A 13,540-nucleotide genomic window follows, 5' to 3' on the forward strand; every position below is an offset into this window, starting at 1 on the left:
CTCGCACCTTTAAGCAATGATCCCATCGTCATGCTCAGCGCAGTCCCCTGAACATGATCAACTCAGCCCTAAACCGGCTACCTCATGACGCCGCTGTTACACCACGCCGTGGGACACGATCTGGATAGCAGTGCAGTTTAGTTTTTAATCTGCTTAAGTAATTTTGCGTGTTCAAACTGGTTTAACCTGTAGCCTAAAGCTAACATTACGATGATAGCTGAACCAATAGCAGGTACAATAGTCATTGTTGCCTTGATGCCGAGAAGTGCGTACGGGCTCTGAGCAACGTTTGGCACAAAGCCGACAAAATCCAGCATCAAGCCTAGGACCAACGCATTGATACCAATTGCTGCTTTTTGCGCAAACGTGGCAAAACCAAATATCTTTGCCTCAGCGCGTCGACCAGTCTGCGCCTGTCCATACTCGACTGTGTCCGGTAACATTGACCAAAACATCACAGGCAGAGCGGAGCCGCCTATGCCTACAACTGAGATCGAAAAGAACGCCCAAAATAGTGAAAACTCCGCAAGCAGGAAGAACAAAACATAGCCCACCCCGGCAATGCATCCACCTAAGATCAAAGCGTCTCTTTTGGATCTTTTCCCTGCCAGCCAAACCCAAAACGGAACAAAGAGCAAAAGCAATATTGCGGGTGTCACAAGCGCCCAAATCGTAAGATCCGGCCGCTCTAGATGGTACTTGAAGAAATAAATGATGTTTTTGCCAAACATCCCAAGGCAAATGGAAGAAGTTATGATGATCGCAAAAAGCCTGATAAGCGGTGGATTCGATAGGAACATGGGACCTATCGACTTGATATCCTGTGAGAGCGTCGCGCTTTGTTCGCTTTTGCCGGTTACCGGCTCGCGCATAACGAGGCCGCAGTATAGTAGGGCCAAAAAAATAACAACGCCAGCAATCATGGATGCGGACAAGAACGCAAGCGCTTGATGTTCTTCGCTAAACAGGCGCATGAAGAGGGGTGTTACGAGCACCACTGTTAACCCACCAGAGGCAGCCCCGACCATTCGGAACCCTGCAAGAACAGTGCGTTCCTGCGCGTCATCGGTCAGGCGGGCCTGAAGCGATGAAAAGGGCACTCCGACTATGGTGTAAGTTGTTCTGAGCAATAGATGCGTGAATAGGGCCCATAACTCCACAGGAATTATGGTAAGCGGTGAGGCCGTAAAAGCGAGCGGATACGATAGCGCAAATGGGAGAGCACCAAACACGATGTAAGGCCGGTATTTTCCCAGCCGAGTCCATGTTCTATCGGCAATCGTTGCCGCGACAGGGTCTGTCACCGCATCCCATATCATGGCTGTGAGATAGATGAGTCCAGCTATGCCAGGTGATATTCCAAGAATATCGGTATAAAAATAAAGAAGGAAAAGCGCCGTTCCCTGCCAGACGAGGTTAAGGGCAAAGTCTCCGACGCCGAACCCAATCTTTGATTTTATCGGAACTTTGAAGCCGGTGCTGACCATTATTTTTCCCTATGTAAAAAACTGAGGCGTGCAGAGTTGTTTGCACGCCTCATTTAGGCAGGACCTAATAGGCAATGTTCAATGAAACGCCAATCAATCGACGTGCATCGGTTGTCGTGTACTGACCAAGTCCACCAGCACCATCGAAGGGAAGATCGAAGATAGACGTAACAAAGTTCTCATCAGTCAAGTTTCGTGCAAACAATGTCGCGACTACTTTTCCTTCATAAAATTCAGCGCCTAGCGAAACGTTGAAGATCCCGTAAGAAGGCTGGATCGTGGGATTGGGGATGTTGTCGGGATACAGTCCAAAAGTCACAGCATCGCGCCAGAAGTAGTTTGCTTGAATAAACCCAAGAATTCCGGCCGACAGATTCTTCTCATAACGGCCGTCGAGGGTAAAGGTCAGTTCCGGAGCATTGGTTCCAGCTTGTCCCGATGCGTCAAATGAAATCGCATTTGCGCCACCCGCAACAACAGGTCCACAAGGTACGCCGACGCTTCTTATGACTGCGCCAAGACGAGGACAGGCCGCCCCGGTAAAGTCAGTAAACTCTGTATCATTCCAGGCCGCAGAGGCACCTAGCGTTAGATTGTCGGTCGCCAGCAAGCGCATTTGGATTTCAGCACCTTGCGTCTTGAGTTCGCCAGCATTGCGGATCGCGAACCGATTGAGATTGGTAACCTGATCGCGTTCCACGACTTGCGCCTGAAAGTCCTCGAAAGTTGTCTGATAGGCTGCAGCCTCAATCCGCAAGCGCCCGTCTGCGAGTCTACCTTTGTATCCCGCTTCAAAGGATGTGGGAATTTCAGGACGGACGACAGTAAATTTGTCTGCCGTCAGGCTAGCGGGAATCACGAGATCGAGTAAGTTGTTGAATCCTGGCCCTTTATAGCCCTTAGCGACTGTTAGGTAGACATTTGAGTTCTCGTTAAGCTTGTATTGCGCTCCGAACCGCCATGATACGTTCGTGTCTTTGGTGCTTGTTTGAAAGACAAGCGGCGCAAACGCTCCTCCTAATACGAAATTGAAAGCATTTGCATTCGCAGCACCCACACGTTCAAAATCCAAGCCGACTTTTGTGTCAGTGTATCGCGCACCGTAGATCAGCGAGAGCTTATCTGTGATATCGAAGCTTCCCTGACCAAATATGGCAACGTCACGCACGTCGATCACTGTCTCGACGCTGCGGCCGAACAGGGCAGAAGGCGGCAGAACGACGCCGGGTGCCAACGGAAGACTAATCCCCGCAGCTTGGGCCCGGGCGAAAGAAAGCGCGAAGCGGCCCACTTGGTCGAATGAGCCAGCATTTTTGCTTTTATAGTAGAACGCGCCAAGAACGTATTCAAACGGCTCCCCAGCTGGCGATGTCAGACGGATCTCTTGGCTGATTTGTTCGAGGTTGTTTGCGCCGAAGTTATCGTCAAGCACGTTGAGTGGACCGAGATCTGCATCATTGTTATCTTTTTGCCTCCAGTTTCTGAGGGCCGAAAGCGATGTTATTGTAAACTCACCTATGTTCCAGTTTGCTTCGATCGAGGTACCTCTACTGATCACCTTGTTAAAGTAATCGCCCGACGCAGCCCCAATTGTTACATTGTCAGGTCCTGGAGTTACCTTTGGCAGATCCCCGGACAGAAAGAGTATGCCCGGTCTTGGATCAGTAGTGGCAGAGGCCAATGCCCGAGGGGTCCACACACAGCACGCATTATCTCTTTCGGAATAATCAGCGCGAACCAAAACTTCGAAATCGGGTGTTGCCTCAAGTCGGAGCGCGCTTCGGAAACCAAATTCATCGCGGTTGTTGAGCATGCGGCCATCAGTGGTGCGGACAATACCATCCTGTTTGTTTTGATATCCGCTGATCCGAGCACTGACCTTATTGATGATAATTGGACCTGAGATTGCGCCAGATAGGTTCAACAAACCGTTTTCCCCAGCAGCAAGATAGGCCCGCGTTGATAATTCATTGGTCGGCCCACGTGTTACAACGTTGATCAATCCAGCCGACGCATTACGTCCGAAAAGCATGCCTTGCGGACCCCGCAGGACTTCAATCCGCTCAATATCGACAATGTCTGCGAGGCCTTGACCGGCTCGCGCCAGCGGTACCCCATCCACAACTGTTCCTACACTCTGTTCGATCCCATCTGCGAAGACGTTTGTTCCGATCCCTCGGATACGCAAGCCAGCGCCGCGAGGAGTGTTCGAATCTCCCAACCCCAGTCCGGGCACAACATACTGCAAGTCCGTTGCCGAATTGAAATTCCGCGCTTCAAGCTCGGCACCACTTGTAGCCACAATCGATACCGGAACGTTTATTAGACGTTCGGCGCGCTTTTGCGCGGTGACTACAATTATCTCAAGCTCTTTGCTGGCCTCAGTATTATTTGCGTTGGATTGTGCATTTGCCGACCCGCTAGAGAGCACGATTGCTAATGCGGTCGATGTAAGCAGAGTGTTAAAAAGCAGCTTCATTGAAGTCCTCCCAAGCCAATCTTAAGTGTTAGCTTACCTATAGGTCAGCCAATCATTGACCTAAGAGTCAGTGAAATGCAAGGGGAATTAACACCGAGACCGCGTACGCGTTATCTAAGTACACGAGGTCGATCTAAACATCTCAAAAAGGACATACTTGTTCAGGGCCATAAGAATGGTCTGCTAGGGACAGTCAGCGGTTTAGGCAAATGGCCAATCCGCTCGGCCAGCATTGCTAAGTGTTCGGGTAAGTCAGCCAGAGAGTATGGTCATGTGAGACATATGCAAAGCGTGCAAACAAATCGCTTGCGGATTGCAACTGCCCCAGCCCCTCATAATCCAGCCAGAAGTTTTTAGAAAATCAACCGTATTGAAGTGTAACTATCCTACCATCTCTTAAATGTCTGCTTTCGATAAGCCGCTAACCCGCCCTAAACGGCAACCCGTGGCGCAAAGCAGCCCCACCCCAAAAAAGCAAAACGCCCCCCTGCGCAGGCAGAAGGGCGGTTCAATCAGCGGTGTCACAGCCAAAGCTTTTAGGTGCGCGGTGCCATGACCATGGTCATTTGCTTGCCTTCGAGGCGTGGTTCGCTTTCAACCTTGGCAATGGTTTCAAAGTCGCGCTTGACCCGCATCAAGAGGTCAATCCCCAGATGTTGGTGCGCCATTTCGCGGCCACGGAAGCGCAGGGTCACTTTGACCTTGTCGCCCTCTTCGAAGAAGCGAGACATCGCGCGGGCTTTGACGTCATAATCATGATCGTCGATCATCGGGCGGAGCTTGATTTCCTTCAGCTCAACAACCTTCTGACGCTTGCGCGCTTCATTCTTCTTTTTCTGCTCTTGGAATTTGAATTTTCCATAATCGAGGATCTTCACCACCGGCGGGTTTGCAGTTCCTGCGATTTCTACAAGGTCTAGCCCAGCCTCTGTCGCGGCATCTAGCGCTGCAGCTAAAGGCATCTCGCCTTGCTTTTCGCCATTCTCGTCTATCAGAAGCACGCGCGGTGCGCGGATATCTTCGTTGATGCGGGGGCCGTCTTTAGTGGGCGTTGCAGCCATAGGGCGTCTGATGTTCGTCTCTCCATAAATTACGCGGTGTGGTGCCGCAAATGCCTTTGTCCCGGGTTTCACCGGGCACATTTAGATAATGGATGTAAATGAACAATCCTTCAAGGCGTCAAGATGTTTGTGCTTCAAGAATTGTCGGCGTTACTGCGCGTGCAGCGGCCAAAACATCTTGAACACGGATGGTATCAAAGTTGCGCGCAACAAGGCCAACGGTTGCTGTGCCCCGAGGTGCGGCTTTACGCACACTGGTTTCGTTCGGGTTAATGATCGCCAATGTTGGCGCACCAGCGGCCGCAGCAATGATAGCCATATCACCTTCAGAGCCAACGGCAAGAATGGATTGTCTTGCTAAACCAATGAATTGGAACACATCGAGACGGGCGACTAGGTCCAAGGCCTTGGGCGCAATTGCGCGAATTTCAACGGCCAATTCGATAGCAGCAGGACCGCCAACCAGAATAGGCTGAATGCCACGGGCCTCTAACGCCAGGGCCAATTCACCATAGCGCGCAGTCGGCCAACGCTTTGTTGGATCTGCTGCCGGGCCTTCGGGTGCCAGAAAGGCAAAGGGCTCGCCAATGCCGTGATGGCGGGGAGTAAGCTTGGTGTGGTCCTTCACCACTGATTCGACCCAGTCGAGGTCAGGTAGGGGCGACAGGCCCGGTGCAAAACCTTCTTTGGGCCCAACGCCGCAGATCATCAATTGCTCTGCGTGCCGGTCAAGCCGGTGCAGGGTCAATCGCGTACGGTCGACATGAGGGTGAGAGCAGCCAACGGCCCCACCCGACCATTTGGGCTGCAAAGGCCACAATAGCTTGAACAAGGCGTCGCTTTCGGCGGTATTGGTCAAATCATAGACCATGGCATAGCGTTCTTGATGCAGCGACCAGATGAACTTGGCCTTGTCGACAAGCTTGGTCTGCGGCCAGCGCACATCGACCCGGTCGACATAAGGAGACTTTGATAGAAACCGCACATTGCCGCGCTGGGTCAGCACGGTGATTTCGGCATCGCGGTGATGGGCACGCAACATGGCAAGCGGGGCCAAGGCCAACACCGCATCGCCTAAGCTCCCCAAAACTATAACTAAGATCCGCTCCGGGTTCACGTCCGTTCCTGCCACTTCTATGCTTTGACCAGCCGCTGGTACAGCGACACTGTGGCCGATTGTAGGGCGCGGGTCGTAAACAATGACCGGACCCTAGCCGCCCCTGCAGTGCCCATCGCCGCTTTTTCTTCGGGTAACAGTGCCAAAAGTCGGCCTATACAATCGGCCAAGGCTTTACCATCCCCGGCGGGGCTCAGAAAGCCCGTAACCCCGTCTTCCACAGTTTCGCGCGCACCTCCAAGGTCCGATGCAATGACGGCCAAGCCCATGGCTTGCGCCTCGGCGGCCGTGCGGCCAAACGCCTCTGGCTCGGTGGAGGGGGTGACGGCGAAGTCGGCCAATGAAAAGGCCGCTGGCATATCATTGCAATGGCCAACCAGATGGACTTGGCCCTCAAGGCCCAAGCGACGTATGTCGTGGCCAAGCTCGGCACGATAGCTGTCGCGGCCTTGCGGGTCGCCTACCATTAAACATTCGATCTCCACGCCTGCACGCTTCAAATGCCCCAGTGCTTCCAACATCACTTTCTGGCCCTTCCAGGCTGTTAAGCGGGCTGGCAGAATGGCGCGCGGGCGCGGGCTTTTAAGGGCAATTCCCCAATGGCTGGCAAGTTCCTCGCGGCGCTTGTTCGAAACAGCTTGTGGGTCAAAGGCGTCTACATCGACGCCGCGATAAATGACCTCGATTTTGTCGGGGTCGATTCTGTGCTCGTCAAAAACATGGTCCCGCGTATAGCCAGAGTTCGCGATCACCAGGTCGCCGCGTGCCATCACGCTGTTATACCAACGCTTGAGGCCAGATTTGGCGTTATAAATCCCGTGATAGGTCGTCACAAAAGGCGTCCTCGTGCGGCGCGCTGCTAAAAGGGCGCTCCAGGCTGGTGCGCGCGAGCGGGCGTGAACGATATCGACCTTCTCTTGCCTCACGATTTGGGCGAGCTTGGACACGTTGGACACAAAGACGGTCCAAGGCAGTTTTGAGTTTGCCTCGCCATGGATGTGTTTGGCCCCAAGCGCTTCCAGTTCCTGCACCAACCGCCCGCCCGCGCTAAACACCAAGGCACGGCCACCGGCTTCGATAATGGCACTGGCGACTTCTAGGGTTGTCCGCTCAACCCCGCCGGTTGCCATTTCAGGGACAACCTGCAGGATGGTTTTGTTTTTGAGGGACGCTAAAGGGGGGAGGGGTGAAGACAAAATTCGCCTATTCCAGTAATTCCAGCCACGGTGTTCTTGCGTTTAGCTGAGAGACAGCTAATTGCCTACCCGAGCGCGCCATAATAAGTCGCGATCGTAAACAAATTCAGGGAGTTTCCAATCATGCAATTAGACGATTCAATCGCAGCTATCGTGACCGGTGGCGCTTCTGGCCTTGGCGAAGCAACAGCACGCGCGCTGCGCACACATGGCGTGAAGGTCGCGCTTTTTGATATGAATGTGGCGCGCGGCACCGAAGTCGCTGCCGAAATCGGTGCCACTTTCTGTGAAGTCAATGTGACGAGCGAAGAAAGCGTCGAGGCTGGCTTTGCCAAAGCACGCGCTGTCAATGGCCAAGAGCGTATCCTCGTTAATTGCGCGGGAACGGGCAATGCGATTAAAACCGCCAGCCGCGACAAGAAAACTGGTGACATCAAGCACTTCCCGCTCGATTCTTTCAACATGATCATCCAGATCAATCTGGTCGGCACCTTCCGCTGTATCGCTAAGTCGGCCGCTGGCATGCTGTCCTTGGACCCACTCGAAGACGGCGAGCGCGGTGCCATCGTCAACACGGCTTCGGTTGCGGCCGAAGATGGCCAAATGGGCCAAGCCGCCTATTCAGCCTCAAAAGGTGGTGTTGTTGGCATGACCTTGCCAATCGCACGCGATTTGATGGGCGAAGGTATTCGCGTCAACACCATTCTGCCCGGCATTTTCAATACGCCTTTGATGAATGCAGCGCCCGATGCAGTCAAAGACGCTCTGGCCATGAGCGTGCCTTTCCCAAAGCGTCTGGGCTTGCCGCATGAATATGCGCAATTGGCTTTGACCATGATCACCAATGGCTATTTCAACGGTGAAGACGTCCGCTTGGATGGTGCCATCCGAATGGCTCCACGCTAAAACAAACGCACCCGCTGGCTTCTGGGTCAGCGGGTGCCCTTTATTTCGCGCGACGCACGGCTTGGGCCACGGTTAGGGGGCAGGGGCAGATGATCGGACTGGTCGGCGGCCACGCTTTATCTGAAACTTTCCCTAAAACGGATTAATTACTCTAGAGTAATAGCTTTGGGTCGGATGGGTCGATCAACATGCCACGGGTGAGAGTGCGTGCGACATGCGCCAGCGGAAATGAAGCTGATTATTTCTACGCCTAGCCACAATGGGGCGATTATGCAGGAGTAACCTGCTGGGAGATTCAAAGTTTGTCCAGTCCGTACAGGCAATTTTGCGGCTTTGGCCTTGCTGAACGGCGCTAGAGCCGTGATGATGGCGTAAGCCTGCCCGATTTTGAGGCAAGGCAAAAACAGATTTGGGAGCACGGCATATGACACTCGAAATCCTAGCAACAGGTTTGCAATTCCCTGAAGGCCCTGTGGTGTTTGATGATGGCTCTGTCGTGTTTGTTGAAATCAAGTCGGGCAATCTCACACGTTATTGGAATGGCAAAACCGAGACCATTGTGCATTTAGACGGCGGGCCGAACGGGGCAGCGCTTGGCCCGGATGGGGCCATGTACATCTGCAATAATGGCGGTTTTGCTTGGTCTGACTTCGGTGGCCTTATGGTGCCGGGCCATGAGCCAGAGGATTATTCCGGTGGGCGGATTGAGCGGGTGGATTTAACCACGGGCAAGGTCGAGCGCCTGTTTGATACGATTGATGGTCATGCCCTGCGTGGCCCGAACGACCTCGCATTTGACCGCCATGGTGGCTTCTACTTCACCGACCACGGCAAAAGCCACCGCCGCCACCGCGACTATGGCGGTCTATTCTATGTCACACCCGGTGCGGCGTCGGCCCATGAGCTCTCGCACGGCTATACCTCACCCAATGGCGTGGGTCTCAGCCCTGATGGCAAGACAATCTATATGGCCGACACGATGGAAGGCAGGCTTTACGCCTTCGACGTCGCAGGCCCCGGGCAGATTGCCCCGGTCAGCCCATTTCGTGCGGCGCGGGTCGTCGGCCGCGTCGATCAATGGACCCTGTTTGATAGCTTGGCGATAGAAGCCGATGGCACTGTGGCGATTGCGACCCTGATTAATCCAGGTATCACGCGCATGAATCCTGAAACCGGCACACACACCCTTGTGCCCACCGACGATCTGATGACCACCAATATCGCCTTTGGTGGCGCCGATATGTGCGACGCCTATATCACCTTGTCCTCAACGGGCCGCCTCGCGAAAATGCGCTGGGATCGCCCAGGGTTGCGGTTGAATTATCAGGGCTAAGCCGCCGCGCTTGGCCGCGCACTTACCCGTTCGTGCCAGGCTTTCAGATGGCTGCAATCATCCGGAATGGGCGTGCCGATGAAGGTGCCGAAGTCGACGATGGACAGCGCCATGATGTCCGCTGCAGAGAAAGCATCGCCTGCGATATAGGCTTTGTCGGCCATTTCACGGTCGAGCCAGTGATAGGCGCGGTCGGCATGGGCGCGGTTGCTTTCGCCAAAGTCCTTATACTGGGTCAAAAGTGCTGCCGTATAGGGATGGGCGTGGCGCCAGATTTGGCCAATCGGGCTCATCAATTGCCACTCCACCCGCCGGATCCACATGTCGATATTGGCAATCTCAAGCGGCGTGGTGCCAAATAAAGGCGGATCGGGTTGCAGTGCTTCCAGATAGCGGCAGATGCTGACGCTCTCGCTGATGCAGGTGCCGTCATCGAGCTCTAAGACGGGCACTTGGCCAAGGCTGTTCTTGGTCAAAAATTCCGGTGCTTTATGCGCGCCTTGTCGCATGGGGACATGCACAAGTTCGACCTCTATGCCCTTTTCAGCCAAGAAAATCCGAACGCGACGGGGGTTCGGGGCTGGATTGTGTTCGCCATAGAGTTTCATGTGAGAGGCCTTTCCATGCCGTACCAAGAAAAAGGGCCCAAAGCTGTGCTTTGAGCCCTTGGTTCCATTAATCCCGCTTCGGCAGGGTTTTGCGACCCTCTTTTACATCGAGGAAATAGGTCCAAGAGGTTTCGTTTGGACGGGCGTCGTCCAGCGGAGGGGCCGATGTCCAAGCGGGGTAATTCTTGGCGATTTCATCCTTCATAACAGCGGGCATCTGGTCCCAATTATCCAGCTTGCGGCCATTGGTGTTGAAGTAAATCTCGCCCTCACGACCGCTCATCCGCATCCACGGCAGCCAGTCTGAAATCCGCACCCAAGCGACACTGGCCTCTGCAGTCGTTTTTGTTGGATCGACAATATTCGAGAGCCTACCCGCGAAATTGAACATTTCAGTCGCATGATAAATGCTACCAACTTCGGCCTGATACTTACCACCCAATGGGTTTGTATAGAACAAAGGCACGGTCACATTGGTCCACCAATGGTCGCCACTGATGGTGCCGGTCCAGCGCAGTGGCTGGCCATCACGGCCTATCACATAGGAGGCAGAGTTCACCGGGTCATTGGCGACATGCATCACGTCGAGCTCTTCACCGGTCCAAGGATTGGTCCATTTGCTCAATACTTTGCCGGTTTTGGGGTCGGTATAGATCAAGAGCTCTCGCGAAATCAGGCGATAGCCCACGCCGCGAACGGGGTCCTTCACCGTCACGCAATGGCGGATGTTCATGCCTTCGGCGCGGAACAGTAGCTTGTCGGCTTCGCCTTGGCGACGCGAATAGGCATCCCCTGCCCAATAATAGGTCACGGCCACGCCGTCTCGCATGTCGCATTGAATCTTTCGATTCGCCGCCAACACACCTTCAGGGGTGGTTAGGTCCAATGGCGCGGCAACCGGGGCAGGTGCCGCTGCTGGGGCCTTCTTCTTAGGCGCAGCATCAGCGGTCGTGGCGACCGCGGCAAGGCAAGCAGTGAATCCGATAAATAGGTGGCGGGCAGATAGGTGGGTCATGACAGCTCCTCTTCTACGTCTTTCTTAAGTGGCCATTTGCGACTTGTCATCAAAAATTTGTCCGGACAATTGAGGGCGTGCAGTGGTTCGTGAGGCGGAGCCGGAACAACCCCTTTAGTCTAAAAGGAACCCTTCAAGCTCACCCGTATCGAACGTCCCGGCTTGGGCAGATAATCCTTCAAGAATGAGGTGTGTTCGCGGATGTCCTCATTGGTCAGGTTCCGGCCTTCAAAGGTCAGCTCGATGCGGTCATTGCTTTGAACGGGTCGCCAGGACCAGAGGGCGTTGAGGGCGGTTGAGCCTGCGGTTTTGGTCTCAAAAGCGGCACTACGGGTCTGCTCGGCGATGGATTGCACTTCGGCACGCACCCGCATTTGAGGGCTTTTTGCTTCAAGACCAAGGGTTACCATCGCGGGCGGCATACGGGCAATCGCACCGCCGCCATCATAACTGCCGCGCACGGTATCCATCCCGCCGTCGCCAACCACTGACCAGCCAGCAACTTGTCCAAGGGGCCAAGTTACATGGAGTTCAGCCCCACTGAGGGTGGCGTCTTTTTGGCTGACCAGAAAGACCGGCAAATCATCCTCGATCTGATTTGTTGGATTGAACGCGATAAAGCCATCAAAGCTAGAGCGCCAAACATTGAGATCGACCGTCGCGCCACCGATTTGCCAGCGCGCAACGCCTTCAAGGCTGATTGCCGTTTCAGTCTTAAGATCCGCATCGCCGATTTCAAAAGCTTGGGTGGCCGCGTGGGGTCCATCGGCAAATAATTCGACTTCTGTCGGCGCGCGTTCTGTGTAGCCGGCATTTAGAGACAGGCGTAAGCCGTCAATAGGCTTCACGAATGCGCTGGCAGAGAAGCTACCCAGATCGAAAGTACGCGCTCCTGCGAGGCCAGAATAGTCGCGTTGTTCATAGCGCGCACCGACTTCAGCGCCCCAATTTTCTTGATTAAAGCGTTCAACCCAGAACGCGCCCACTGTTTCGATCGTGACCGGCAGGATGAAGGCCTCATCGCCCTCAGCCGCAAAGTCATTGGCGGCAAATTGTAGGCCGAAGACGCCGTCCAAGTCCCCGATGGAGCGGTGGCGGGCCTCAAGGCGGCCTTCATAGCCTTCATTGGTGAAGACCGTGCCAATTGCGCCGTCAAACTCAATCTCACTATGGCTATAATCGCCTGTCGTGATGGAGAATGTCAGCGTATCGAGAAAGCCCAAATCCTTGATAGAGGCCTGGAAATCATAGCGGGTTTGGCTGAGTTCAATGAAGGCTTCTTCGCCGGGAATGCCATAATTGGACTTGGTTTGCCGGGTGGCTAGCGCAAGGCTGGTCCGATCTGTGATGCGCGCGACGCTGCCGCCTAAGGCCCAAATCTCGCCGCGCGTATTGAAGGCAGCCCCTTCGGTATCATCCCCCGTCACGGCGCGCAGGGCAGCAGTTTGGGAGAAGCCCGGAACCTTGTAATCTTGGCCATCACGGCGGAAACCATCGACCCGTAGGACACCATTTCCGCGCGTCCCAACCAGCTTAAAGGCAGCTGTTCCGGCATCTTCAGCGGTTGAGCCTGCTAGGAAGATTTCGCCGGCAAACGGCTTTTCAGGCAGCTTGGTTGGCAAGCGGCCATCGACAACATTGACCACTCCACCAACCGCATTACCGCCGTAGCGCAAGGCGGCGGGACCCTTCAGGACCTCGATACCTTCCGCATCTAAACCATCAATGGCAGGGGCGTGGTCTGGCGAGATGGTGGAGGCATCAATGCCTTGTAAGCCGTTCAGCACCAACCTTATCCGATCTTCCCCCAAACCGCGTACAATGGGGCGAGAGGCATTGACGCCATAGAAAGTGGAACGAACGCCAGGGATGCCCGCCAAGGTTTCCCCAATCCCGCCGCTGATGGAGGCTTGTAAGGCTTCGCCGCGATTGATCACGGCCACGCCTTGGCTGATGGCGTCAGACGGATCACCCAGCGAGCTGGCCGTTACCACAATGGTTTCTACCGGGCGGGGCTGCGCTGCTGGGACAGGAGGTGCCGCTTCAGGCGCGGCCAAGGCGAGAAGGGTGTAAAGCGCAGGCGTCATGGGGGAAATCCTATTATGTTATTACATAACACTACCTACGCCAATCTGTCGGCCTTGCAAGTGCAATGGACATTTTCCATGCGCGCCAAACTCAGGCATGAACAAACAAGAGGTTCGTCACGATCAAGGAGGCGCACATGCACGATCTAATTCGTCAAGCGGAGGCCCTATGTCAGCGGTCAGGCATGGCCTTTACTGCGCCACGTCGGCGGGTATTGGAAATTCTTGCCGCATCTGAAACGCCGATGAAA

At 54.5% G+C, this 13,540-nt stretch carries 10 protein-coding genes; 2 read left to right on the top strand and 8 right to left on the bottom strand.

Annotated elements, in window-relative coordinates:
• Positions 1 to 137: 137 nt before the first annotated feature.
• The 5 genes from ACIQ20_RS13535 to ACIQ20_RS13555 form a co-directional block, all read right to left on the bottom strand.
• Positions 138 to 1,487: an MFS transporter gene (locus tag ACIQ20_RS13535; RefSeq protein WP_395781148.1), complete on the bottom strand. Its 1,350-nt coding sequence runs from the start codon at positions 1,485 to 1,487 to the stop codon at positions 138 to 140.
• A gap of 64 nt (positions 1,488 to 1,551) precedes the next feature.
• Positions 1,552 to 3,966: a TonB-dependent receptor gene (locus tag ACIQ20_RS13540; RefSeq protein WP_395781150.1), complete on the bottom strand. Its 2,415-nt coding sequence runs from the start codon at positions 3,964 to 3,966 to the stop codon at positions 1,552 to 1,554.
• Between the two features lie 536 nt (positions 3,967 to 4,502).
• On the bottom strand, positions 4,503 to 5,027 hold the full coding sequence (gene infC, locus ACIQ20_RS13545; protein ID WP_313589270.1) for a translation initiation factor IF-3: 525 nt from the start codon (positions 5,025 to 5,027) through the stop codon (positions 4,503 to 4,505).
• 118 nt (positions 5,028 to 5,145) lie between these two features.
• Positions 5,146 to 6,159, bottom strand: coding sequence for a glycosyltransferase family 9 protein (locus ACIQ20_RS13550; protein WP_395781152.1), 1,014 nt, complete (start codon positions 6,157 to 6,159; stop codon positions 5,146 to 5,148).
• A gap of 2 nt (positions 6,160 to 6,161) precedes the next feature.
• A complete protein-coding gene (locus ACIQ20_RS13555; protein ID WP_395781154.1) occupies positions 6,162 to 7,340 on the bottom strand; it encodes a glycosyltransferase family 4 protein in 1,179 nt (392 codons plus the stop codon).
• Between the two features lie 123 nt (positions 7,341 to 7,463).
• Here ACIQ20_RS13555 and ACIQ20_RS13560 point away from each other — a divergent pair, with 123 nt between their 5' ends.
• Together ACIQ20_RS13560 and ACIQ20_RS13565 are read left to right on the top strand one after the other, a co-directional pair.
• On the top strand, positions 7,464 to 8,246 hold the full coding sequence (locus ACIQ20_RS13560) for an SDR family NAD(P)-dependent oxidoreductase (protein ID WP_395781156.1): 783 nt from the start codon (positions 7,464 to 7,466) through the stop codon (positions 8,244 to 8,246).
• Positions 8,247 to 8,670: 424 nt separating this feature from the next.
• Positions 8,671 to 9,579: an SMP-30/gluconolactonase/LRE family protein gene (locus ACIQ20_RS13565; protein ID WP_395781158.1), complete on the top strand. Its 909-nt coding sequence runs from the start codon at positions 8,671 to 8,673 to the stop codon at positions 9,577 to 9,579.
• Here ACIQ20_RS13565 and ACIQ20_RS13570 read toward each other — a convergent pair.
• From ACIQ20_RS13570 to ACIQ20_RS13580, 3 genes are all read right to left on the bottom strand, one after another.
• A complete protein-coding gene (locus tag ACIQ20_RS13570; RefSeq protein WP_395781160.1) occupies positions 9,576 to 10,187 on the bottom strand; it encodes a glutathione S-transferase family protein in 612 nt (203 codons plus the stop codon). The genes ACIQ20_RS13565 and ACIQ20_RS13570 overlap by 4 nt on opposite strands.
• 67 nt (positions 10,188 to 10,254) lie before the next feature.
• The gene (locus ACIQ20_RS13575; RefSeq protein ID WP_395781162.1) at positions 10,255 to 11,202 is read right to left on the bottom strand and encodes a DUF1838 family protein; all 948 of its coding nucleotides are present in this window, start codon (positions 11,200 to 11,202) and stop codon (positions 10,255 to 10,257) included.
• 119 nt (positions 11,203 to 11,321) lie between these two features.
• Positions 11,322 to 13,289: a TonB-dependent receptor gene (locus ACIQ20_RS13580; RefSeq protein ID WP_395781164.1), complete on the bottom strand. Its 1,968-nt coding sequence runs from the start codon at positions 13,287 to 13,289 to the stop codon at positions 11,322 to 11,324.
• Positions 13,290 to 13,540: the final 251 nt, after the last annotated feature.

This window comes from Aquidulcibacter sp. (assembly GCF_044346625.1).
Taxonomy (GTDB): domain Bacteria; phylum Pseudomonadota; class Alphaproteobacteria; order Caulobacterales; family Aquidulcibacteraceae; genus Aquidulcibacter.

What these genes read in the sequence shown, in the direction of transcription:
- ACIQ20_RS13580 (WP_395781164.1), bottom strand. Translation starts at nt 13,289, where the DNA reads ATGACGCCTGCGCTTTACACCCTTCTCGCCTTGGCCGCGCCTGAAGCG.
- infC (WP_313589270.1), bottom strand. Translation starts at nt 5,027, where the DNA reads ATGGCTGCAACGCCCACTAAAGACGGCCCCCGCATCAACGAAGATATC.
- ACIQ20_RS13560 (WP_395781156.1), top strand. Translation starts at nt 7,464, where the DNA reads ATGCAATTAGACGATTCAATCGCAGCTATCGTGACCGGTGGCGCTTCT.
- ACIQ20_RS13570 (WP_395781160.1), bottom strand. Translation starts at nt 10,187, where the DNA reads ATGAAACTCTATGGCGAACACAATCCAGCCCCGAACCCCCGTCGCGTT.
- ACIQ20_RS13535 (WP_395781148.1), bottom strand. Translation starts at nt 1,487, where the DNA reads ATGGTCAGCACCGGCTTCAAAGTTCCGATAAAATCAAAGATTGGGTTC.
- ACIQ20_RS13565 (WP_395781158.1), top strand. Translation starts at nt 8,671, where the DNA reads ATGACACTCGAAATCCTAGCAACAGGTTTGCAATTCCCTGAAGGCCCT.
- ACIQ20_RS13540 (WP_395781150.1), bottom strand. Translation starts at nt 3,966, where the DNA reads ATGAAGCTGCTTTTTAACACTCTGCTTACATCGACCGCATTAGCAATC.
- ACIQ20_RS13575 (WP_395781162.1), bottom strand. Translation starts at nt 11,202, where the DNA reads ATGACCCACCTATCTGCCCGCCACCTATTTATCGGATTCACTGCTTGC.